The following is a 22,505-nucleotide window of genomic DNA, read 5'->3' on the forward strand; positions in this document are numbered from 1 at the left end:
AGACAAATCTATCTTTTTTGCCCAGGTTGTAGCTCGTGTTCAAATGAGTATATTCTCGTTTGCATGTATCAAAACTATCTGAGCCTAGCTCAATCATTAACTAGCAAGTGCAACTTGCAAACTACTAGTAAGAGGAGAAATTATAATGGTTATGACTGACCCAATCGCAGACTTCCTTACACGTATTCGTAACGCTAACCAAGCAAAACACGAAGTACTTGAAGTACCTGCATCAAACATCAAAAAAGGAATTGCTGAAATCCTTAAACGCGAAGGTTTTGTAAAAAACGTTGAATTCATCGAAGATGACAAACAAGGCATCATCCGTGTATTCTTGAAATACGGACAAAACGGTGAAAAAGTTATCACAAACTTGAAACGTGTATCTAAACCAGGTTTGCGTGTTTACAAAAAACGTGAAGATCTTCCAAAAGTTCTTAACGGACTTGGAATTGCTATCCTCTCAACTTCTGAAGGTCTGCTTACTGATAAAGAAGCACGCCAAAAGAATGTTGGTGGAGAAGTTATCGCTTACGTTTGGTAATATTTAGCTCCCAATTTCGTTGTGACTCTTCATTATTGTCTCTTGTCTAACCCAAAGTTATGTCTGCGAGACAATGCCTCGATTCACTTAGAAATTGAGACCTAAACATTAACTTTTAAATCAAAAAGATTTAAACCCCGTGAAAACTGGCCCGCAAAGGCCTGACAATTTAACAGGAGAATAAAAAACATGTCACGTATTGGTAATAAAGTTATCGTGTTGCCTGCTGGTGTTGAACTCACTAACAATGACAACGTTGTAACTGTAAAAGGACCTAAAGGAGAACTTACTCGTGAGTTCTCAAAAGATATTGAAATCCGTGTGGAAGGTACTGAAGTAACACTTCACCGTCCAAACGATTCAAAAGAAATGAAAACAATCCACGGAACAACTCGTGCCCTTTTGAACAACATGGTTACTGGTGTATCAGAAGGATTCAAGAAAGAACTTGAAATGCGCGGGGTTGGATACCGTGCACAACTTCAAGGATCAAAACTTGTTTTGGCTGTTGGTAAATCACACCCAGACGAAGTTGAAGCTCCGGAAGGAATTACTTTTGAACTTCCAAACCCAACAACAATCGTTGTTAGCGGAATTTCAAAAGAAGTAGTTGGTCAAACAGCTGCTTACGTACGTAGCCTTCGTTCACCAGAACCTTATAAAGGTAAAGGGATCCGTTACGTTGGTGAATTCGTTCGCCGTAAAGAAGGTAAAACAGGTAAATAATGTAGTTTGGTTGTTTTTCAACCAATCTTCATCTTACCAACTCAGTGCTTAGCACATGATTTTAAAATTAAGAGGTGAAAATTGTGATTTCGAAACCAGATAAAAATAAAATCCGTCAAAAACGCCACCGTCGCGTTCGCGGAAAACTCTCTGGAACTGCTGATCGCCCACGTTTGAACGTATTCCGTTCTAATACAGGCATCTACGCTCAAGTAATTGATGACGTAGCGGGTGTAACGCTCGCAAGCGCTTCAACTCTTGACAAAGAAGTTTCAAAAGGAACTAAAACTGAACAAGCCGTTGTTGTCGGCAAACTTGTTGCTGAACGTGCAGTTGCTAAAGGTATTTCTGAAGTGGTGTTCGACCGCGGTGGATATCTATATCACGGACGTGTTAAAGCTTTGGCTGATGCAGCTCGTGAAAACGGATTGAAATTCTAATAGGAGGACACTAGAAAATGGCATTTAAAGATAATGCAGTTGAACTTGAAGAACGCGTAGTTGCCATCAACCGTGTAACAAAAGTTGTTAAAGGTGGACGTCGTCTTCGTTTCGCAGCTCTTGTAGTTGTTGGTGACCGTAATGGCCGTGTTGGATTTGGTACTGGTAAAGCTCAAGAAGTTCCAGAAGCAATCCGTAAGGCTGTTGAAGATGCTAAGAAAAACTTGATCGAAGTTCCTATGGTTGGAACAACAATTCCACACGAAGTAACATCAGTATTTGGTGGAGCTCGCGTATTGTTGAAACCAGCTATCGAAGGGGCTGGAGTTGCTGCAGGTGGTGCAGTTCGTGCCGTTGTTGAATTGGCAGGAATCGCAGATGTGACATCAAAATCACTTGGATCAAACACTCCAATCAACATCGTTCGTGCGACTGTTAATGGTTTGGCACAATTGAAACGTGCTGATGAAGTTGCTGCTCTTCGTGGTATTCCAGTTTCTGACTTGGCTTAAGAAAGGAGATTCAAATGGCTCAAATTAAAATTACTTTGACTAAGTCTCCAATCGGACGCATCCCGTCACAACGTAAAACTGTTGTAGCACTTGGACTTGGCAAATTGAACAGCTCAGTCATCAAAGAAGATAATCCTGCAGTCCGTGGTATGATTACTGCAGTATCTCACTTGGTAACTGTTGAAGAAGTTAAGTAATTAAACTTAATTATAAGTGTTTTAGGGGTTATGAGATTTATTCTCAGCCCCTAAAACTAAATTTATTCGTATAGGCGAGTTTGTAGTTGGGACACCTTTTCCTGATTACATGCGTTAGCAATTTACAAAAGAGGAGAAAATATATAATGAAACTTCATGAATTACAACCTGCTACAGGTTCACGTAAAGTCCGCAACCGTGTTGGTCGTGGTACATCATCTGGTAATGGTAAAACTTCTGGCCGTGGTCAAAAAGGTCAAAAAGCTCGTAGCGGTGGCGGTGTTCGTCTTGGTTTTGAAGGTGGACAAACTCCATTGTTCCGTCGTCTTCCAAAACGTGGATTTACAAACATCAATGCTAAAGAGTATGCTATTGTGAACCTTGATCAATTGAACGCCTTTGAAGATGGTGCTGAAGTAACTCCAGTAGTACTTGTAGAATCAGGAATTGTAAAAGCTGAAAAATCAGGTATCAAAATTCTTGGTAACGGAGAATTGACTAAAAAATTAACTGTGAAAGCAGCAAAATTCTCCAAATCAGCTGAAGAAGCTATCACTGCTAAAGGTGGTTCAGTTGAAGTCATCTAAGTGAGGTGACCTATGTTTTTTAAATTATTAAAAGATGCGTTTAAGGTAAAACAAGTACGATCAAAGATTTTATTTACGATTTTTATCATTCTTGTTTTCCGCATTGGAACCACGATTACGGTGCCAGGTGTAAATGCGAAAATTCTGAACAACCTTCAAGATGTGTCCTTCTTGAACATGCTCAGTTTAGTTTCGGGAAATGCTATGAGGAACTTCTCGGTTTTCGCTCTAGGGGTTAGCCCATACATCACAGCTTCGATCGTCGTGCAACTTTTGCAGATGGATCTGTTACCTAAGTTTGTTGAATGGGGCAAACAAGGGGAAGTTGGTCGAAGAAAGCTCAATCAAGCGACACGCTATATTTCTTTGGTTTTGGCCTTTGTCCAATCCATTGGGATTACAGCCACCTTCCACACCTTGTCTCAGGCGAAATTAGTCGCTACTCCAAATGCCAAAACTTATCTGTTAATCGGTGCGATTCTGACGACCGGTTCCATGATTGTCACTTGGCTTGGAGAACAAATTACAGATAAAGGGTACGGAAATGGTGTTTCAATGATTATCTTTGCAGGGATTGTGTCATCAATTCCTGAGATGATTAAAGAAATCTATGAAAATGCATTTGTGAACGTTCGCTCTGGTCAAATGACCAATTCCCTCATTTTTGTTGGAGTTTTAATTCTTGCAGTTATGGTTATCGTTTACTTTACAACCTTTGTAGAGCAAGCACAATACAAGATTCCAGTCCAATATACAAAGATTGCTCAAGGAGCTCCATCAAGTTCTTACCTTCCTTTGAAAGTGAACCCAGCAGGAGTTATTCCTGTCATCTTCGCTAGTTCGATTACAGCAGCGCCGGCTGCAATTTTCCAAGTGATTAGCGCTATGGGCTATAATGCAGGATGGGTGAAAACAGCTCAAGCTATGTTGGCAACAAATACACCAACTGGTGTAGCGATGTACGCCTTATTGATCATTCTCTTCACCTTCTTCTACACGTTTGTTCAGATTAATCCTGAAAAAACGGCAGAAAACCTTCAAAAGAGTGGCGCCTATATTCCGGGTGTTCGTCCTGGTAAGGGAACAGAAGAGTTCATGTCTCGTTTGCTACGTCGTTTAGCAAGTGTTGGATCAGTATTTCTTGGTTTTATTACTATCATTCCAATCCTAGCTCGAGATTTATTTGGTTTGACAGACGCAGTTGCTCTTGGAGGAACTAGTTTGTTGATCATTATTTCAACAGGTATTGAGGGAATGAAACAATTAGAAGGCTACTTATTAAAACGTAAGTATGTCGGATTTATGGACACAACAACAGAATAGATTAAGGTTGACTTTGTCAGCCTTCTATTTTGTTTTTAAATGGAAATAGGAATTCGCTCCTGCTTCCATTTAAAAACAAAATAAGGAGAATTCATCATGAATCTTTTAATTATGGGGTTGCCTGGAGCAGGTAAAGGAACTCAAGCAGCTAAAATCGTTGAAGAGTTTCACGTAGCGCACATCTCTACTGGCGATATGTTCCGCGCAGCGATGGCTAACCAAACTGAAATGGGTGTGCTTGCAAAGTCATACATTGATAAAGGTGAGTTGGTACCAGATGAAGTTACCAATGGGATTGTCAAAGAACGCCTTGCTCAAGATGATATCAAAGAAACAGGTTTCCTTTTGGATGGGTATCCACGTACAATTGAACAAGCTCATGCTTTGGATCAAACTTTGTCAGATCTTGGCATCACATTGGAAGGTGTCATTAACATCGAAGTAAATCCAGAAAGTTTGTTAGAACGCTTGAGTGGCCGTTTCATCTGTCGTACTTGTGGTGCAACTTACCACAAAGTATTTAATCCAACAAAAGTTGAGGGAACTTGTGATAACTGTCAAGGTCATGATTTCTACCAACGTGAAGATGATAAACCAGAAACGGTTAAACGTCGTTTGGATGTCAATATTGCACAAGGAGAACCTATCATTGAGTTTTATCGTTCAAAAGGACTCGTACATGACATCCAAGGAAACCAAGATATCAATGATGTATTTTCAGACATTGAAAAAGTCTTGTCAAATTTGAAATAAAAGCGTTTTTCATGCTTGCAATATTGGACAACTAGTGTTACAATTAGTTAGTCTGACTTATAATTGTTACCTCTGTGCTCAGAGGAATGAATCGAAATTTATGGAGGTACTTTTGCGTGGCAAAAGACGATGTGATTGAAGTAGAAGGTAAAGTAGTTGATACTATGCCGAATGCTATGTTTACGGTTGAACTTGAAAATGGACATCAGATTTTAGCAACAGTTTCTGGTAAAATTCGTAAAAACTATATTCGTATTTTAGCGGGAGATCGTGTTACAGTGGAAATGAGTCCGTACGATTTGACACGTGGACGTATCACATACCGCTTTAAATAATCGAAAAACTTGGAGGGATAAAAATGAAAGTAAGACCATCGGTCAAACCAATTTGCGAATACTGTAAAGTAATTCGTCGTAATGGTCGTGTTATGGTAATTTGCCCAGCAAATCCAAAACACAAACAACGTCAAGGATAAAATAGAAAGGAGAAAACATGGCTCGTATTGCTGGAGTTGACATTCCAAATGACAAACGTGTAGTAATTTCATTGACTTATGTGTACGGTATCGGACTTCCAACATCTAAGAAAATCCTTGCTGCTGCAGGTGTTTCTGAAGATATTCGTGTTCGTGATCTTACACCAGATCAAGAAGATGCTATCCGTCGTGAAGTTGACGCAATCAAAGTTGAAGGTGACCTTCGTCGTGAAGTAAACTTGAACATCAAACGTTTGATGGAAATCGGTTCATACCGTGGTATCCGTCACCGTCGTGGACTTCCAGTTCGTGGACAAAACACTAAAAACAATGCTCGCACTCGTAAAGGTAAAGCTGTTGCGATTGCAGGTAAGAAAAAATAAAATAAAATAAGGAGGTAAAAATCTTGGCTAAACCAACACGTAAACGTCGTGTGAAAAAGAATATCGAATCTGGTATTGCTCACATTCACGCTACATTTAACAACACAATTGTTATGATTACTGATGTGCATGGTAACGCAATCGCTTGGTCATCTGCAGGTGCACTTGGATTTAAAGGTTCTCGTAAATCTACACCATTTGCTGCTCAAATGGCATCAGAAGCTGCTGCAAAAGCTGCTCAAGAACACGGACTTAAATCTGTTGAAGTAACTGTTAAAGGTCCTGGTTCAGGTCGTGAGTCTGCTATTCGTGCACTTGCTGCTGCTGGTCTTGAAGTAACTGCAATCCGCGATGTAACTCCTGTACCACACAATGGTGCTCGTCCTCCAAAACGTCGCCGTGTATAATCATCAACAATTACACAGCTTTTCGTTTAAGAGGGAGTATAGCAAATGATTGAGTTTGAAAAACCAAATATAACAAAAATTGATGAAAACAAAGATTATGGCGTGTTTGTCGTAGAACCACTTGAACGTGGTTATGGTACAACACTTGGAAACTCACTTCGTCGTGTACTTCTGGCTTCACTTCCAGGTGCAGCTGTCACTTCAATCAACATTGAAGGTGTACTCCACGAATTTGATACCGTTCCAGGAGTCCGTGAAGACGTTATGCAAATTATTCTTAACGTTAAAGGGATCGCCGTTAAATCTTACGTCCAAGACGAAAAGATTATTGAACTTGATGTAGAAGGACCTGCAGAAGTAACTGCTGGAGATATTCTTACTGATAGTGACATCGAAATTGTAAACCCTGATCATTATCTATTTACAATCGGAGAAGGAGCATCTTTGAAAGCAACGCTTACTGTAAACAGTGGACGTGGCTATGTTCCAGCTGATCAAAACAAAAAAGATGATGCACCAGTGGGAACACTTGCTGTAGATTCAATCTATACGCCAGTGACAAAAGTCAATTACCAAGTTGAACCAGCACGCGTTGGTAGCAACGATGGATTTGACAAGCTAACCCTTGAAATTTTGACAAATGGGACAATTATTCCAGAAGATGCCTTAGGTTTGTCTGCCCGTATTTTGACAGAACACCTAAATCTATTCACAAACTTAACTGAAATTGCTATTGCGACAGATGTTATGAAGGAAGTAGATACAACTTCTGATGATCGCATTTTAGAACGTACGATCGAAGAATTAGATCTTTCAGTTCGTTCATATAACTGTTTGAAACGTGCTGGCATTAATACTGTTTACGATTTGACTGAAAAATCAGAAGCAGAAATGATGAAAGTTCGTAACTTGGGACGTAAGAGTCTAGAAGAAGTTAAAATCAAACTTGCCGACTTAGGCCTTGGGTTAAAAAACGATAAATAGAGGAGGAATACATGGCTTACCGTAAACTAGGACGCACTAGCTCACAACGTAAAGCGATGCTTCGCGATTTGACTACAGATCTTATCATCAATGAAGCAATTGTAACAACTGAAGCACGTGCGAAAGAAATCCGTAAATCAGTTGAAAAAATGATTACTTTGGGTAAACGTGGTGATTTGCATGCACGTCGTCAAGCTGCTGCATTCGTACGTAACGAAGTTGCATCACAAAACTTTGATGAAGAAACAGGTAAATACTCAGAAACAACTGCACTTCAAAAATTGTTCTCTGAATTAGCACCTCGTTATGCTGAGCGCAATGGTGGATATACTCGTATCCTTAAAACTGAACCACGTCGTGGTGATGCTGCGCCAATGGCTATCATCGAATTGGTATAATATCATCAATTTTGTTGAGTGTTATGATGATGGAATACACTGTTATTCTTAGTCTAGCTCTGGTCTACCGCTGGGGATTTTCCCCAGCGGGAACACTCATCATATTGAATGAATGGTAGACGCTTGTTTACGAAATTGCTTTAACTTAAAACAATTTCGTAAGCAGGCGTTTTGTCTTGCTTTTCATGATGAGTAGTCGAGAATAGCAAAAAATGATATAATGGAACCCATATCTCCAATAGAAGAAAAAAGGATTCAATGACAAAACAACAAGCAATTAAATTACTAAAAGAGAAGTATCTTAGTAATATGAAAGAGGATTCGGAACTCTTTGTCGGAGTTGAATTAGAGTTTCCGATTGTAGAAACAAATGGAAATAAAACAAATATAGAGGTGACGAAAAATCTTTTTCGAACCTTAGCAAACTTATCAGATTTTGAAGTCGAAAAAAAGGATGACGATCAAAATCCAATTCAATTGGTTCACTGCTCTTCTAAAGATCGTATTCTATTCGAGTTGAGTTACAATACAATTGAATTTGCATTTGAGAGAGCTCATTCTATAGATGAGGTAGCCAAACGTTTTGAGGCCTATTTGAAGATCATTCAACCGATTTTGCAAGAAAATAATCACGAAATTCAAGGGCATGGAATCCATCCTCTATGGAAAGAAAATGATAATAGCCCGGTGAAAATCGAACGATACAAGATGTTAATGGCTTTCCTTGCAATGAATGGTACAGGGATGAAAACACACCCCTATCCTTCGTACGGAGCATTTATATGCGGAAACCAAGTTCAATTGGATGTAAGGCGCGATAACTATATTCGCATCATTAATGCATTTAATAAAATTGAAGCAGCAAAAGCATATTTGTTTTCTAACTCAGAATTTTCATCAGAGGCTTGGGATACAAAAATTGCAAGAGATATCTTTTGGGAAGAATCCTTACATGGTTATTATAGGGAGAATGTAGGAATTTTTCCTAAGGACTACCAAAGCGAAGAAGAGTTTTTTAATAATCTTGCTAGAACGGCTATTTTTACAGTAACTAGAGAAGGTAAATCTTATTATTTTAAACCAATTCGAGTGGAGGACTATCTAGATCAAAAAGAAATTATAGCCTATACGACTGATGGAAATGAGAAAAACATTAACCCCGTAAAAGAAGACCTAAAACAACATCGAACTTACCAATTTCAAGATCTAACCGCCCGTGGTACAGTGGAATTTAGAAGTGTTTGTACACAACCATTAGAAACAACCTTTGCCCCGATAGCATTTGAGCTAGGCTTATTTGTACAGTTAGAAAAACTAGAAAACTATTTAGAACATTGTTCATTCTTAAAAAATGAAAAACAGGACTATAGGAACCTCAGAAAGAAATACTCAAAGAAAATTCTAAGCAAAGAAGAAAAAGAAAAAATAAAAACCTTTTCAAAGGAACTTTTAGAAATATCTAAGTCAGGATTGCTTGAAAGAGGCTATGAAGAGGAAAAATATTTAATCATTGAGAAAGAATTAGACTAAGAGAAAAGCCTGTATTATGGGCTTTTTTCGATTTTTTTAAAAAAATCTTAAAAAAAATAAAAATTTTTTTAAAAAAGTGTTGACAGTAAGGAGAGGTCATGATATACTAATATAGTTGTCGCGAGAGAGCGACAAAGACCTTTGAAAACTGAACAAGACGAACCAATGTGCAGGGCACTACAACTGAAGTTGTAGTAACTGAACAATAAAAAAACAATAAATCTGTCAGTGACAGAATGAGTTTAAGACAAACAATTATTTTAATGAGAGTTTGATCCTGGCTCAGGATGAACGCTGGCGGCGTGCCTAATACATGCAAGTAGAACGCTGAAGCTTGGTGCTTGCACCGAGCGGAGGAGTTGCGAACGGGTGAGTAACGCGTAGGTAACCTGCCTCTTAGCGGGGGATAACTATTGGAAACGATAGCTAATACCGCATAAAAGTCGACATTGCATGATGTTGACTTGAAAGGTGCAAATGCATCACTAAGAGATGGACCTGCGTTGTATTAGCTAGTTGGTGAGGTAACGGCTCACCAAGGCGACGATACATAGCCGACCTGAGAGGGTGATCGGCCACACTGGGACTGAGACACGGCCCAGACTCCTACGGGAGGCAGCAGTAGGGAATCTTCGGCAATGGACGGAAGTCTGACCGAGCAACGCCGCGTGAGTGAAGAAGGTTTTCGGATCGTAAAGCTCTGTTGTAAGAGAAGAACGAGTGTGAGAGTGGAAAGTTCACACTGTGACGGTAACTTACCAGAAAGGGACGGCTAACTACGTGCCAGCAGCCGCGGTAATACGTAGGTCCCGAGCGTTATCCGGATTTATTGGGCGTAAAGCGAGCGCAGGCGGTTAGATAAGTCTGAAGTTAAAGGCTGTGGCTTAACCATAGTACGCTTTGGAAACTGTTTAACTTGAGTGCAGAAGGGGAGAGTGGAATTCCATGTGTAGCGGTGAAATGCGTAGATATATGGAGGAACACCGGTGGCGAAAGCGGCTCTCTGGTCTGTAACTGACGCTGAGGCTCGAAAGCGTGGGGAGCAAACAGGATTAGATACCCTGGTAGTCCACGCCGTAAACGATGAGTGCTAGGTGTTGGGTCCTTTCCGGGACTCAGTGCCGCAGCTAACGCATTAAGCACTCCGCCTGGGGAGTACGACCGCAAGGTTGAAACTCAAAGGAATTGACGGGGGCCCGCACAAGCGGTGGAGCATGTGGTTTAATTCGAAGCAACGCGAAGAACCTTACCAGGTCTTGACATCCCTCTGACCGCTCTAGAGATAGAGCTTTCCTTCGGGACAGAGGTGACAGGTGGTGCATGGTTGTCGTCAGCTCGTGTCGTGAGATGTTGGGTTAAGTCCCGCAACGAGCGCAACCCCTATTGTTAGTTGCCATCATTTAGTTGGGCACTCTAGCGAGACTGCCGGTAATAAACCGGAGGAAGGTGGGGATGACGTCAAATCATCATGCCCCTTATGACCTGGGCTACACACGTGCTACAATGGCTGGTACAACGAGTCGCGAGTCGGTGACGGCAAGCTAATCTCTTAAAGCCAGTCTCAGTTCGGATTGTAGGCTGCAACTCGCCTACATGAAGTCGGAATCGCTAGTAATCGCGGATCAGCACGCCGCGGTGAATACGTTCCCGGGCCTTGTACACACCGCCCGTCACACCACGAGAGTTTGTAACACCCGAAGTCGGTGAGGTAACCTTTTGGAGCCAGCCGCCTAAGGTGGGATAGATGATTGGGGTGAAGTCGTAACAAGGTAGCCGTATCGGAAGGTGCGGCTGGATCACCTCCTTTCTAAGGAAAAGGAACCCTGTACGTTGGTCTTGTTTAGTTTTGAGAGGTCTTGTGGGGCCTTAGCTCAGCTGGGAGAGCGCCTGCTTTGCACGCAGGAGGTCAGCGGTTCGATCCCGCTAGGCTCCATTAACACTGTAAGGGTGTTAAGCTTGAACATTGAAAATTGAATATCTATATCAAATAGTAACAAGAAAATAAACCGAAACGCTGTAAATATTTAAAGAGTTTAGGTCGCAAGACCAAAAATAAGGTTAAGTTAATAAGGGCGCACGGTGGATGCCTTGGCACTAGAAGCCGAAGAAGGACGTGACAAACGACGAAATGCTTTGGGGAGCTGTAAGTAAGCGATGATCCAGAGATGTCCGAATGGGGGAACCCACTAGCTAATGGCTAGTACTCCTATCTGTTAAGGATAGGTAGAGGAAGACGCAGTGAACTGAAACATCTAAGTAGCTGCAGGAAGAGAAAGCAAAAGCGATTGCCTGAGTAGCGGCGAGCGAAACGGCAGGAGGGCAAACCGAAGAGTTTACTCTTCGGGGTTGTAGGACTGCAATGTGGACATAAAGAGTATAGAAGAATGACATGGGAAGGTCAGCCAAAGAGAGTAAGAGCCTCGTAATCGAAATAGTCTTTATACCTAGCAGTATCCTGAGTACGGCGGGACACGAGAAATCCCGTCGGAATCTGGGAGGACCATCTCCCAACCCTAAATACTCTCTAGTGACCGATAGTGAACCAGTACCGTGAGGGAAAGGTGAAAAGCACCCCGGGAGGGGAGTGAAATAGAACCTGAAACCGTGTGCCTACAACAAGTTCGAGCCCGTTAATGGGTGAGAGCGTGCCTTTTGTAGAATGAACCGGCGAGTTACGATATGATGCGAGGTTAAGTTGAAGAGACGGAGCCGTAGGGAAACCGAGTCTGAATAGGGCGCAATAGTATTATGTCGTAGACCCGAAACCATGTGACCTACCCATGAGCAGGTTGAAGGTGAGGTAAAACTCACTGGAGGACCGAACCAGGGCACGTTGAAAAGTGCTTGGATGACTTGTGGGTAGCGGAGAAATTCCAAACGAACTTGGAGATAGCTGGTTCTCTCCGAAATAGCTTTAGGGCTAGCGTCGACATTAAGATTCTTGGAGGTAGAGCACTGTTTGGGTGAGGGGTCCATCCCGGATTACCAATCTCAGATAAACTCCGAATGCCAAAGAATTATGGTCGGCAGTCAGACTGCGAGTGCTAAGATCCGTAGTCGAAAGGGAAACAGCCCAGACCACCAGCTAAGGTCCCAAAATAATTGTTAAGTGGAAAAGGATGTGGGGTTGCACAGACAACTAGGATGTTAGCTTAGAAGCAGCTATTCATTCAAAGAGTGCGTAATAGCTCACTAGTCGAGTGACCCTGCGCCGAAAATGTACCGGGGCTAAAACAATTTACCGAAGCTGTGGATACCTTTATAGGTATGGTAGGAGAGCGTTCTATGTGTGGAGAAGGTGTACCGTGAGGAGCGCTGGAACGCATAGAAGTGAGAATGCCGGTATGAGTAGCGAAAGACAGGTGAGAATCCTGTCCACCGTAAGACTAAGGTTTCCAGGGGAAGGCTCGTCCGCCCTGGGTTAGTCGGGACCTAAGGAGAGACCGAAAGGTGTATCCGATGGACAACAGGTTGATATTCCTGTACTAGAGTATGTAGTGAAGGAGGGACGCAGTAGGCTAACTAAAGCGTGCGACTGGAAGTGCACGTCTAAGCAGTGAGGTGTGAATTGAGTTAAATGCTTAATTCTGTAACATTGAGCTGTGATGGGGAGCGAAGATTAGTAGCGAAGTTAGTGACGTCACACTGCCAAGAAAAGCTTCTAGCGTTAATCATACTCTACCCGTACCGCAAACCGACACAGGTAGTCGAGGCGAGTAGCCTCAGGTGAGCGAGAGAACTCTCGTTAAGGAACTCGGCAAAATGACCCCGTAACTTCGGGAGAAGGGGTGCTGGCTTTGAGTCAGCCGCAGTGAATAGGCCCAAGCAACTGTTTATCAAAAACACAGCTCTCTGCTAAATCGTAAGATGATGTATAGGGGGTGACGCCTGCCCGGTGCTGGAAGGTTAAGAGGAGTGCTTAGCGTAAGCGAAGGTATGAATTGAAGCCCCAGTAAACGGCGGCCGTAACTATAACGGTCCTAAGGTAGCGAAATTCCTTGTCGGGTAAGTTCCGACCCGCACGAAAGGCGTAATGATTTGGGCACTGTCTCAACGAGAGACTCGGTGAAATTTTAGTACCTGTGAAGATGCAGGTTACCCGCGACAGGACGGAAAGACCCCATGGAGCTTTACTGCAGTTTGATATTGAGTGTCTGTGCCACATGTACAGGATAGGTAGGAGCCATAGAGATCGGGACGCCAGTTTCGATGGAGGCGTTGTTGGGATACTACCCTTGTGTTATGGCCACTCTAACCCGGTAGGTTTATCATCTACGGAGACAGTGTCTGACGGGCAGTTTGACTGGGGCGGTCGCCTCCTAAAAGGTAACGGAGGCGCCCAAAGGTTCCCTCAGAATGGTTGGAAATCATTCGCAGAGTGTAAAGGTATAAGGGAGCTTGACTGCGAGAGCTACAACTCGAGCAGGGACGAAAGTCGGGCTTAGTGATCCGGTGGTTCCGTATGGAAGGGCCATCGCTCAACGGATAAAAGCTACCCTGGGGATAACAGGCTTATCTCCCCCAAGAGTTCACATCGACGGGGAGGTTTGGCACCTCGATGTCGGCTCGTCGCATCCTGGGGCTGTAGTCGGTCCCAAGGGTTGGGCTGTTCGCCCATTAAAGCGGCACGCGAGCTGGGTTCAGAACGTCGTGAGACAGTTCGGTCCCTATCCGTCGCGGGCGTAGGAAATTTGAGAGGATCTGCTCCTAGTACGAGAGGACCAGAGTGGACTTACCGCTGGTGTACCAGTTGTCTCGCCAGAGGCATCGCTGGGTAGCTATGTAGGGAAGGGATAAACGCTGAAAGCATCTAAGTGTGAAACCCACCTCAAGATGAGATTTCCCATAACTATATGTTAGTAAGAGCCCTGAGAGAAGATCAGGTAGATAGGTTAGGAGTGGAAGTTGTGTGAGCAATGGAGCGGACTAATACTAATAGCTCGAGGACTTATCCAAAGAGTCAGAAGATATTGACAAAGTTAGGTTTAGTTTGTTAGAATATAGATATTCAATTTTGAATGTTTAAACATTCAGAGTTAAGTGACGATAGCCTAGGAGATACACCTGTACCCATGCCGAACACAGCAGTTAAGCCCTAGAACGCCGGAAGTAGTTGGGGGTTGCCCCCTGTGAGATAAGGAAGTCGCTTAGCAAGAGATTGAGCCTAGATGATCTAGGCTCATTTGGGAGTTTAGCTCAGCTGGGAGAGCATCTGCCTTACAAGCAGAGGGTCAGCGGTTCGATCCCGTTAACTCCCATTTAAGCGGGTGTAGTTTAGTGGTAAAACTACAGCCTTCCAAGCTGTTGTCGCGAGTTCGATTCTCGTCACCCGCTTTGAACAATTGTTCATTTATTACCAAGTTGTTTAACTTGGGCGCGTAGCTCAGGTGGTTAGAGCGCACGCCTGATAAGCGTGAGGTCGGTGGTTCGAGTCCACTCGTGCCCATTAATAGTATGGTCCGTTGGTCAAGGGGTTAAGACACCGCCTTTTCACGGCGGTAACACGGGTTCGAATCCCGTACGGACTATATTTTTGGAGGATTACCCAAGTCCGGCTGAAGGGAACGGTCTTGAAAACCGTCAGGCGTGTAAAAGCGTGCGTGGGTTCGAATCCCACATCCTCCTTTTTAATTAACGCGGGATGGAGCAGCTCGGTAGCTCGTCGGGCTCATAACCCGAAGGTCGTAGGTTCAAATCCTGCTCCCGCAATTTGGCTCGGTAGCTCAGTTGGTAGAGCAATGGATTGAAGCTCCATGTGTCGGCGGTTCGATTCCGTCTCGCGCCATCAATTCAATAATTCGGAAGGGTAGCGAAGAGGCTAAACGCGGCGGACTGTAAATCCGCTCCTTCGGGTTCGGGGGTTCGAATCCCTCCCCTTCCATCCTTTACGGGCATAGTTTAAAGGTAGAACTAAGGTCTCCAAAACCTTCAGTGTGGGTTCAATTCCTACTGCCCGTGTTAATAATTATGGCGGGTGTGGTGAAGTGGTTAACACACCAGATTGTGGCTCTGGCATGCGTGGGTTCGATCCCCATCACTCGCCTATTTATTATTTGTATTATTGGGGTATAGCCAAGCGGTAAGGCAAGGGACTTTGACTCCCTCATGCGTTGGTTCGAATCCAGCTACCCCAGTTTAATTTATGCCGGCGTGGCGGAATTGGCAGACGCGCTGGACTCAAAATCCAGTGTCCGCAAGGACGTGCCGGTTCGACCCCGGCCGCCGGTATAGATTAAAAGACAAGATTTTTCAATCTTGTCTTTTTTGTTTTCGAATTACTTTTTATTTCATTTTCAATAAGTATGTTCTTTTTGGAGTATTCTATAGATTCGAGGTAACATTATCATCGTATAGATCAGGAGAGAAATTCCTCCAAATATGAATATCAGACCTCCGTTTATTTCTTTTTGAAATAGATAAGTAAATACAATGGTACCTATCGGCATGATAGACGTATTTAGTGTGAACAAAGTACTCATTACTCTTCCTAAATAATTTGTTTCAATACTACTTTGAAGATAGGTCATGACAACAATATTTAGAATAACAAGAGTGAATGCGATAATTCCCATAAATAAACCGCCAACGGAAGAAATAATCACTTGGGTGTTACTAGTTTCAAATGTAATTCCCAAACCAACGATAGCGATGGTTAGAAGAAAAAGTGGAATGCGAATTCTATTAGAGAGAAGTGTGTTATTTTCTTTTTTGTCTGGCAATAGTGACATAGATACACTGGCTAATAACATTCCAAACGCAGACATAGTTTCTAGGATACCTACTGTTGCATTATCTAATAAGAGTTGCTCTTTGACTACAAATGGTACTCCAATGCTAATGGAAGTATAGAAAAAATTCAGTACAACACTAACAAGAATAATATATTTGACAATCTGATTTTCTTTTAAGAAGTGGATAATTTCTTTGACCCCGTGTTGATGCTTTTCATTCTGTTTAATCTTAGCTTCTTGCTCTTCATGTTCATAGAAGAATTTCATGGTAAGTAAGACACCTAAAGAAAGGATATTTGCAATGATTTCTATAAGAATAAAGCCTGAGAAGCCTAACCAATTATAAAGAATGACTCCAATAGCTGGGGAAAGCATGGTTGCGATAGCAATGGCGGTTTGTGTAACAGAGCTTAATCGTTGAATTTTTGTATCATTTACTAACTCGTGGATAGAGGCTGAATAACAAGTATCATTGATGTTGACTGTAATAGAGTGGAGTACGACAAACGGGATTACGAGGTATAAGATAGTAGACGAATTCGTTAAAAAATATAAAGCATAAAACAGAAGAAAGATTATAAGCCTAAAGATAAAATTATAAATTAAGATCTTTTTATGACGATAGTGGTCTACGAAATTACCGATTGGGACCAAGAAAATCAAACTAACTAAAGGATAGATGATCATGTTGATTCCAAAACTCATTGCAGATTTTGTTTGGTCCAGTAACATTAATCCTAAAGAGAAATTAAAAGCTTTTCCACTTAAAGAACTAATAAAACTACTAATAAAGTCTTTAATGATTTGTCTATTAGACATTTGATCACTTATTAAATTCTTAATATTAATCCCCTCCATTCGTTTCAACATTGCTTCGGTTATCTAGTCCTATTCAATCAACCTGTGTTGTAAGGTAATTGGAATATTAGATAGACCATAATTTTTGTTAATTAAGATTTTACCAATTATACTAATAAAAGTATAATAAAAAATGTAAAAAATATTTTATTTATGTTTACTCATTATATTTCTCTCTTGCTTTGACAATATCTAAATTGGTACCTTCTCACGTACAACTTTTAAAATAGAATATATTTTACAATCGTTAAAGGATTTCAAAATGGAACAGATTGCTTTATTTTGCTTTTTATAGGCTTTAACTTCATTCTAGATATTAATACTATTTGTCACAATTCTTGACATCGCTTTCGAACGAGAGTACAATAATTTTGAGGGCAAGATGGTTTATCTCTTTTATTTGGGAGGTGTCAGACATGCAAATCTATTTTGTTTATTCTATTTTCTATCTATTATCACGCGTAGTAGCACTTGTAGTTCTAGCTTATCTTATTAAGTTACTCATTGCTCGTTTAAAAAGAAACTAAGTAACATTTTGCCCAAATAGTAGTTATTTGGACTTTTTGCTATACTTTAGCCTAGTGGATTAAATTTATAAAGGTAGTGTTTAGCATCTTCTTGTTGAGAGATTTTATTTTATGAAGGTTGTTTATAGTTGAAAGGGGAAAATAGATGGTCTCTAAAATTGATACAGCTTGGGACTTGTTTCTGGAGGGAAAAACATCAGAAGCTAAAAAGTTGGTTGAACAAGATTTTTCCATTGATACCTGTACAGATTTTAGCCTTTTAAATCTGATGGGGTATTTATTATTGGCAGAAAAAGACTATGCCTCGTGTACCCGTATCTTTGAGAAATACATTTTATTAGCTCAACAAAATGAAGATAAAGAACATGAACACATTGGATTACATCAATTAGCGATGATTTACAGAGATCAGGGTGATTTTCATAAGGCTTTAAAGCTCATTGAAGATGAAGAGAAGATAATTGAAGAGTATTTTCCAAATGATAATCTAAAGAAAGCTGTAAATAACTACGAACAAGGCTATGTGAGATTGAAATTAAACAATCTTGATGAAGCTCTTACATTCATGAATCTGTCACTGGAACAATCTTTAGAGACAGATGATGTGATTTCTCAAGCTTGTAGCTATAGAGGGTTAGGGGAAATCTATTTAGCCTTGAAAGATACGGAATTATCCAATAGACATTTCAAACGAGCTATAGAACTTTTCGAAAGTGTTGGAGAGTTTGAAGGGGTAAAGGAAATTGAGGAATTGATTAATCGATGATTTTGCATTTAGATTTTGTCATTAGTTTGTTCTTAAAAAATGTAGATATGAAATTGACAGTATAGACTAGGATTCAGGACCTTGTTTTTTTCTCTAGAGGATATCTATTATTCCTTGAGGCTATGGGAACGTTAGACTATCTTTAACATATATTTACAAAAGAGTATAATTCCTTTCTTCAAAAAAGCAGTTTTGATATACTATATTTAATTAGAATACAAAAAATTTTAGAGAGAAGGAGATAAAAAGAGTGGACAAACAAACCATTTTTTACTGCTATAGAATGACTCATGATTATGGTATCAATCCTTGTGTTTTTACAGAAAATTATGATACAACTCCCAATCTTCTTACCGAAGGAGGGTGTATGCTTCAGTTAAGAAGGAATATTAAAAAGAACTGGGCGGATAAAATAAACTCTAAGTCGGTAGATGCTTACATAATGGCTGTAGCAGGGCATTCAAATGATGGGAAAAAATGGAGAGATGATCAAGGGATGTTTATCACTCCAAAATATAATCATCTAATTTTTGTTGCTAAAATTAGTGAAATTTTAACAATGAAAGAATATTTACTTTCTCCAAAATCTAATAATAGAAGAGATGCTTATACTTATCAATGGCTGATTGAAAAGAATGGATTAAACCAATCAAGTTTTATGAATGAAATAGTGATTCTTGCAGACCGTTTTAATTATTTTGGTAAGTCTCCACTTAAAATTCCTAAAAAAATTTTAGACTTTTTTCCGATGGGAGAACGAGCAAGAATAAATGGGAAACCATTCCCAAGATGGAATGCTAAAAATGGATTTTATAATTCGGAAGAGAGATTTACTGATGTGTTAGAATTAATGGAATTTGCTGAAACTATACTAGGTTCACAAAACAAAGTAATGGATTTGCCCTATCATCCATTCTTTATACGAGGAAAAGAATTGTGAAAATAATTTTATCAAGAAAGGGATTTGATTCATCCAATGGTTCCATCCCGAGTCCTATATTACCTGACGGGACGCTACTTTCATTGCCAATACCTGCCAAGTTTGATAGTATCTCTTTTGACGACTTAAACTATAACGGAGTATTATTTTCAGATATCTTAAGACAACTAAAAGGGAAAGAAGATAAAACAAATCATTATAATTGTCATCTTGATCCAGATATAAGAGGAAATCTTAGGAATACTCCTGTTTCTAACTGGAGAGCAGCATTTGGTCAAATTAAAAGCTCACAGGGATTATTAAGAAATCAAAATGTTTCTATCGGCGATCTTTTTCTATTTTTCGGATGGTTTAGACAAACCGAAGGAGATATTTACAACGGAACATTGCAATTTAAAAAAGATGCCCCGGATTTAAATATCATTTATGGTTATTTGCAAATTGGTAATATGATGAATGATAAAGAATCTCTGCAAAATATGTATCCATTTCATCCTCATTCTTGCGACCATATGAGTAATTTGCAATCAAATATGCTTTATATCCCAAGTGAAAACTTATCATTTTTACCTCAAGAAAAAGGATATGGAACTTTTAATTTTCACGATGACAGAGTATTAACAATGAATGGTAAATCAAGAAGTGTATGGAAAGAGATACCAGCGCTTATGCCTGAAAATATAAATGGGAATCATAAAAATTCTGCTAAAGATTGTGGTTTAAAATATTCTGGTATATGGCAAGAAAAAGTTTTGTTAGAAAATGAATTATCAAATTCTTGGGCTAAAGAGTTATTTTTGTTATAATAAAAAAAAACACTTACCTAATTAAAGGAGAAAATAAAATGATTACATTAACTGTTGAAAAAGATTGGACTGGGAAATACACGTTTATAGTTTCGAATGGATTTGATAGTCAAAGTTTGACACCAGGAACATTTGTTTCAGATTTTCAAATCGACCAAGCTAAACAAAACATTCAGTATGCCGGAAGTATTGATGATGGTATTAGAGTAGTAAAAAATGCTTTAGGAATTTTCTAAAAGAAAAATATTAGAGTCATTTATACAAAAATTAGACCTAATTTATGTCTAGTTTGTTAATATTCCATATACCTAAAATAATCGTACAAGTGTCTTGAATACCTCTGGATGAATATAACCTATTGGGACATATCGTCTATTCTCTGATGATGCTCTTAGAACGATACGGTATGAAGTGTTACCAAAAAGTTACTAAAATTTGAAAAATGAGTCTATTTTTCAAGATTCAAAAGGCTTAAAACCCTATTAAATCAAGGTTGTAAGATTTAAATACTGTAGTTATGGAACTCAAAATCCAGTGTCCGCAAGGACGTGCCGGTTCGACCCCGGCCGCCGGTATAGATTATAAAGGAGTTTTACTCCTTTTTTTGTTTTAATTTTTTCTTTTTTATGATATAATTAACCGGTAAAGTTTCTTTTGGTGAATTAGAAGGAGTTAATTTTGTCTGAAGTTGCAAATAAAATCGATCGATTTTTAAATTCTATTTTATTGTTATCAGAAAATCAGCATGAAATTTTGGTTGGTTCTTGTACAAGTGGTGTTTCATTAACCAACACTCAGGAACATATTTTGATGCTGGTTGCTGATGAAGCTCTAACCAATTCTGTCTTAGCTAAGAAATTGAATGTTAGTCAGGCTGCTATCACGAAGGCCGTGAAGCCCTTATTAAGTCAGGGAATGCTGGAGACTTATCGCGATGAAAATGATGCTCGGGTTCTCTATTACCGTTTAACTGAGATTGGTAAGCCGATTGCATTAGAGCATCAGCACCACCATCAGCATACCCTTCACACTTATGAGGATGTTTTGTCGAAGTTTACTAAGAATGAGCAAGGGGTCATTTCGCGGTTTTTAGATTTATTGGAAGAGGAGTTATAGTTTGAGGTATATTACGGTTTCAAATTTATCGTTCTATTATGATCGAGAACCGGTTCTGGAAGGGATCAATTACTACTTAGATAGTGGAGAATTTGTTACGCTGACTGGTGAGAATGGAGCTGCTAAGTCAACCTTGATTAAGGCTAGTCTTGGGATTTTACAACCCAAGGTCGGGACTGTTGAGATTTCAAAGACGAATATTAAAGGAAAGAAGTTAAGGATTGCTTATTTGCCACAACAGATTGCTAGTTTTAATGCAGGGTTTCCCAGTACGGTCTATGAATTTGTGAAGTCAGGTCGGTATCCTCGTAAAGGATGGTTTCGAAAGTTGAATGAGCACGATGAAAAACATATTCTGAAGAGTTTAGAATCTGTTGGAATGCTGGAATTCAAGGATCGGGCGATTGGTTCTTTGTCTGGTGGTCAGAAACAGCGGGCTGTCATTGCTCGGATGTTTGCTTCAGATCCGGATATCTTTGTTTTAGATGAACCGACGACAGGGATGGATGCGACGACAAAGAGTGATTTTTATGAGTTAATGCATCACAGTGCGCATCACCATCAAAAATCTGTTTTGATGATTACGCATGATCCTGAAGAGGTTAACCAATTTGCGGATCGGAATATTCATTTGGTTCGTGACCAAAGCTCTCCTTGGAGATGTTTTAATGTCCATGATAATGAAGGGGAGGGTGACCATGCTTGATTTATTCCAGTATGATTTTATGCAACGGGCCTTGTTGGCTATGGTTGCCATGAGTCTTTTTTCTCCTGTACTAGGGATTTTCTTGATTTTAAGACGGCAGAGTCTGATGAGTGATACGCTGAGTCACGTCTCTCTTGCGGGTGTCGCTTTTGGGCTTTTCCTTGGGATCTCTCCAACGCTCTCGACCATGATCATTGTCATTATTGCTGCGGTTTTTCTTGAGTATTTGCGGACCTTATTTAAGGACTTTATGGAGATCGGGACGGCAATTTTAATGTCCACAGGTCTTGCCCTAGCTTTAGTACTGATGCGCGGTGGTGGGAAGAGCTCCATGAGCTTGGATCAGTATTTGTTTGGTTCTACCCTAACCATTACGGATGAACAGGTGATCGCCTTATTTGTGATTGCTTTCGTTGTATTAGTGTTAACGGCCTTATTCTTGCGGCCTATGTATATCTTGACTTTTGATGAAGATACGGCCTTTGTAGATGGCCTTCCGGTTAGGACCATGTCTATCTTATTTAATGTGGTGACAGGGGTTGCTATCGCTTTAATGATTCCTGCAGCAGGATCGTTATTGGTTTCAACCATCATGGTCTTACCGGCTAGTATTGCCCTGAAATTAGGGAAGAACTTCCGTGGGGTCATGCTGATTGCGGTCATCGTTGGTTTTATCGGGATGTTTAGTGGGTTGATTTTGTCTTATATTGCAGATACACCGGCAAGTGCCAGCATCACGCTTTTATTTGTGGCCTTGTTCTTGCTTGTGAATCTTGGATCACGTTTGAGGAAGTAG

General features: G+C 40.4%; 23 protein-coding genes, 13 tRNA genes and 3 rRNA genes. 38 read left to right on the top strand and 1 reads right to left on the bottom strand.

What is annotated here, in order from left to right:
- The first annotated feature begins 145 nt into the window (after positions 1 to 145).
- The 31 genes from rpsH (at position 146) to HMPREF0833_RS08100 (ending at position 15,487) form a co-directional block, all read left to right on the top strand.
- On the top strand, positions 146 to 544 hold the full coding sequence (rpsH, locus tag HMPREF0833_RS07955) for a 30S ribosomal protein S8 (RefSeq protein ID WP_003010897.1): 399 nt from the start codon (positions 146 to 148) through the stop codon (positions 542 to 544).
- A gap of 189 nt (positions 545 to 733) precedes the next feature.
- Positions 734 to 1,270, top strand: coding sequence for a 50S ribosomal protein L6 (gene rplF, locus HMPREF0833_RS07960; RefSeq protein ID WP_003017011.1), 537 nt, complete (start codon positions 734 to 736; stop codon positions 1,268 to 1,270).
- An 83-nt stretch (positions 1,271 to 1,353) separates the two neighbouring features.
- The gene (rplR, locus tag HMPREF0833_RS07965) at positions 1,354 to 1,710 is read left to right on the top strand and encodes a 50S ribosomal protein L18 (RefSeq protein ID WP_003010871.1); all 357 of its coding nucleotides are present in this window, start codon (positions 1,354 to 1,356) and stop codon (positions 1,708 to 1,710) included.
- A 17-nt stretch (positions 1,711 to 1,727) separates the two neighbouring features.
- The gene (rpsE, locus tag HMPREF0833_RS07970; protein WP_003016997.1) at positions 1,728 to 2,222 is read left to right on the top strand and encodes a 30S ribosomal protein S5; all 495 of its coding nucleotides are present in this window, start codon (positions 1,728 to 1,730) and stop codon (positions 2,220 to 2,222) included.
- A 14-nt stretch (positions 2,223 to 2,236) separates the two neighbouring features.
- Positions 2,237 to 2,419 (top strand): 50S ribosomal protein L30, encoded by a 183-nt coding sequence (gene rpmD / locus HMPREF0833_RS07975; protein WP_002894509.1) that lies wholly within the window; start codon positions 2,237 to 2,239, stop codon positions 2,417 to 2,419.
- A 146-nt stretch (positions 2,420 to 2,565) separates the two neighbouring features.
- The gene (gene rplO / locus HMPREF0833_RS07980) at positions 2,566 to 3,006 is read left to right on the top strand and encodes a 50S ribosomal protein L15 (protein ID WP_003002405.1); all 441 of its coding nucleotides are present in this window, start codon (positions 2,566 to 2,568) and stop codon (positions 3,004 to 3,006) included.
- Positions 3,007 to 3,018: 12 nt separating this feature from the next.
- Complete coding sequence (gene secY / locus HMPREF0833_RS07985) at positions 3,019 to 4,329, top strand: preprotein translocase subunit SecY (protein ID WP_003017005.1); 1,311 nt, start codon at positions 3,019 to 3,021, stop codon at positions 4,327 to 4,329.
- Positions 4,330 to 4,425: 96 nt separating this feature from the next.
- Positions 4,426 to 5,082: an adenylate kinase gene (locus HMPREF0833_RS07990; protein WP_003017039.1), complete on the top strand. Its 657-nt coding sequence runs from the start codon at positions 4,426 to 4,428 to the stop codon at positions 5,080 to 5,082.
- 116 nt (positions 5,083 to 5,198) lie between these two features.
- Complete coding sequence (infA, locus tag HMPREF0833_RS07995; protein ID WP_001029883.1) at positions 5,199 to 5,417, top strand: translation initiation factor IF-1; 219 nt, start codon at positions 5,199 to 5,201, stop codon at positions 5,415 to 5,417.
- A gap of 23 nt (positions 5,418 to 5,440) precedes the next feature.
- A complete protein-coding gene (gene rpmJ / locus HMPREF0833_RS10455) occupies positions 5,441 to 5,557 on the top strand; it encodes a 50S ribosomal protein L36 (RefSeq protein WP_001808836.1) in 117 nt (38 codons plus the stop codon).
- Positions 5,558 to 5,574: 17 nt separating this feature from the next.
- A complete protein-coding gene (rpsM, locus tag HMPREF0833_RS08000; protein ID WP_003009631.1) occupies positions 5,575 to 5,940 on the top strand; it encodes a 30S ribosomal protein S13 in 366 nt (121 codons plus the stop codon).
- A 23-nt stretch (positions 5,941 to 5,963) separates the two neighbouring features.
- A complete protein-coding gene (gene rpsK, locus HMPREF0833_RS08005) occupies positions 5,964 to 6,347 on the top strand; it encodes a 30S ribosomal protein S11 (protein WP_003002390.1) in 384 nt (127 codons plus the stop codon).
- A gap of 45 nt (positions 6,348 to 6,392) precedes the next feature.
- Positions 6,393 to 7,331 carry a DNA-directed RNA polymerase subunit alpha gene (locus HMPREF0833_RS08010; protein ID WP_003009635.1) on the top strand — a complete coding sequence of 313 codons (939 nt, stop codon included), beginning with the start codon at positions 6,393 to 6,395 and terminating at the stop codon, positions 7,329 to 7,331.
- A gap of 11 nt (positions 7,332 to 7,342) precedes the next feature.
- Positions 7,343 to 7,729, top strand: coding sequence for a 50S ribosomal protein L17 (rplQ, locus tag HMPREF0833_RS08015; RefSeq protein ID WP_003002399.1), 387 nt, complete (start codon positions 7,343 to 7,345; stop codon positions 7,727 to 7,729).
- 258 nt (positions 7,730 to 7,987) lie between these two features.
- Positions 7,988 to 9,259 (top strand): glutamyl-tRNA synthetase, encoded by a 1,272-nt coding sequence (locus tag HMPREF0833_RS08020; protein ID WP_013904453.1) that lies wholly within the window; start codon positions 7,988 to 7,990, stop codon positions 9,257 to 9,259.
- Positions 9,260 to 9,518: 259 nt separating this feature from the next.
- Positions 9,519 to 11,066 (top strand): 16S ribosomal RNA (locus HMPREF0833_RS08025).
- A gap of 53 nt (positions 11,067 to 11,119) precedes the next feature.
- A tRNA-Ala gene (locus tag HMPREF0833_RS08030) sits at positions 11,120 to 11,192 on the top strand.
- A 123-nt stretch (positions 11,193 to 11,315) separates the two neighbouring features.
- Positions 11,316 to 14,215, top strand: a 23S ribosomal RNA gene (locus HMPREF0833_RS08035).
- Between the two features lie 80 nt (positions 14,216 to 14,295).
- Positions 14,296 to 14,411 (top strand): 5S ribosomal RNA (gene rrf / locus HMPREF0833_RS08040).
- The 16S, 23S and 5S rRNA genes sit together here with 13 tRNA genes alongside, the layout of an rRNA operon.
- Positions 14,412 to 14,444: 33 nt before the next feature.
- Positions 14,445 to 14,517, top strand: a tRNA-Val gene (locus HMPREF0833_RS08045).
- A gap of 5 nt (positions 14,518 to 14,522) precedes the next feature.
- Positions 14,523 to 14,593: transfer RNA gene (locus HMPREF0833_RS08050), tRNA-Gly, on the top strand.
- A gap of 38 nt (positions 14,594 to 14,631) precedes the next feature.
- Positions 14,632 to 14,705: transfer RNA gene (locus tag HMPREF0833_RS08055), tRNA-Ile, on the top strand.
- Positions 14,706 to 14,715: 10 nt separating this feature from the next.
- Positions 14,716 to 14,787 (top strand) — tRNA-Glu (locus HMPREF0833_RS08060).
- 7 nt (positions 14,788 to 14,794) lie between these two features.
- Positions 14,795 to 14,884 (top strand) — tRNA-Ser (locus HMPREF0833_RS08065).
- Between the two features lie 10 nt (positions 14,885 to 14,894).
- Positions 14,895 to 14,968: transfer RNA gene (locus HMPREF0833_RS08070), tRNA-Met, on the top strand.
- A 3-nt stretch (positions 14,969 to 14,971) separates the two neighbouring features.
- Positions 14,972 to 15,044: transfer RNA gene (locus tag HMPREF0833_RS08075), tRNA-Phe, on the top strand.
- A gap of 15 nt (positions 15,045 to 15,059) precedes the next feature.
- Positions 15,060 to 15,140 (top strand) — tRNA-Tyr (locus HMPREF0833_RS08080).
- Between the two features lie 6 nt (positions 15,141 to 15,146).
- Positions 15,147 to 15,217 (top strand) — tRNA-Trp (locus HMPREF0833_RS08085).
- Between the two features lie 12 nt (positions 15,218 to 15,229).
- Positions 15,230 to 15,302: transfer RNA gene (locus HMPREF0833_RS08090), tRNA-His, on the top strand.
- Between the two features lie 19 nt (positions 15,303 to 15,321).
- A tRNA-Gln gene (locus HMPREF0833_RS08095) sits at positions 15,322 to 15,393 on the top strand.
- Between the two features lie 10 nt (positions 15,394 to 15,403).
- Positions 15,404 to 15,487 (top strand) — tRNA-Leu (locus tag HMPREF0833_RS08100).
- Between the two features lie 65 nt (positions 15,488 to 15,552).
- On the opposite strand, the gene HMPREF0833_RS08105 is transcribed toward HMPREF0833_RS08100, so the two are convergent.
- Positions 15,553 to 16,809, bottom strand: a complete 1,257-nt coding sequence (locus HMPREF0833_RS08105; RefSeq protein ID WP_115276759.1) for an MFS transporter — start codon at positions 16,807 to 16,809, stop codon at positions 15,553 to 15,555.
- 711 nt (positions 16,810 to 17,520) lie between these two features.
- On the opposite strand from HMPREF0833_RS08105, the gene HMPREF0833_RS08110 reads away from it, so the two are divergent.
- The 7 genes from HMPREF0833_RS08110 to HMPREF0833_RS08140 all read left to right on the top strand — a co-directional run bounded on the left by HMPREF0833_RS08110 (position 17,521) and on the right by HMPREF0833_RS08140 (position 22,505).
- Positions 17,521 to 18,141, top strand: coding sequence for a tetratricopeptide repeat protein (locus tag HMPREF0833_RS08110; RefSeq protein ID WP_013904455.1), 621 nt, complete (start codon positions 17,521 to 17,523; stop codon positions 18,139 to 18,141).
- A gap of 250 nt (positions 18,142 to 18,391) precedes the next feature.
- The gene (locus HMPREF0833_RS08115; protein ID WP_244100948.1) at positions 18,392 to 19,081 is read left to right on the top strand and encodes a hypothetical protein; all 690 of its coding nucleotides are present in this window, start codon (positions 18,392 to 18,394) and stop codon (positions 19,079 to 19,081) included.
- Entirely contained in the window at positions 19,078 to 19,887 is an 810-nt protein-coding gene (locus HMPREF0833_RS08120; protein ID WP_013904457.1) for an Nmad3 family putative nucleotide modification protein, read from the top strand. Before HMPREF0833_RS08115 ends, HMPREF0833_RS08120 begins: the two co-directional genes overlap by 4 nt.
- A gap of 38 nt (positions 19,888 to 19,925) precedes the next feature.
- Positions 19,926 to 20,123: a hypothetical protein gene (locus HMPREF0833_RS08125; protein ID WP_013904458.1), complete on the top strand. Its 198-nt coding sequence runs from the start codon at positions 19,926 to 19,928 to the stop codon at positions 20,121 to 20,123.
- 442 nt (positions 20,124 to 20,565) lie between these two features.
- The gene (locus HMPREF0833_RS08130; RefSeq protein ID WP_003004547.1) at positions 20,566 to 21,003 is read left to right on the top strand and encodes a zinc-dependent MarR family transcriptional regulator; all 438 of its coding nucleotides are present in this window, start codon (positions 20,566 to 20,568) and stop codon (positions 21,001 to 21,003) included.
- 1 nt (position 21,004) lies between these two features.
- Positions 21,005 to 21,709 carry a metal ABC transporter ATP-binding protein gene (locus HMPREF0833_RS08135; RefSeq protein ID WP_003018182.1) on the top strand — a complete coding sequence of 235 codons (705 nt, stop codon included), beginning with the start codon at positions 21,005 to 21,007 and terminating at the stop codon, positions 21,707 to 21,709.
- Positions 21,702 to 22,505 (top strand): metal ABC transporter permease, encoded by an 804-nt coding sequence (locus tag HMPREF0833_RS08140; RefSeq protein WP_003018174.1) that lies wholly within the window; start codon positions 21,702 to 21,704, stop codon positions 22,503 to 22,505. Before HMPREF0833_RS08135 ends, HMPREF0833_RS08140 begins: the two co-directional genes overlap by 8 nt.

This window comes from Streptococcus parasanguinis ATCC 15912 (assembly GCF_000164675.2).
Lineage (GTDB): Bacteria > Bacillota > Bacilli > Lactobacillales > Streptococcaceae > Streptococcus > Streptococcus parasanguinis.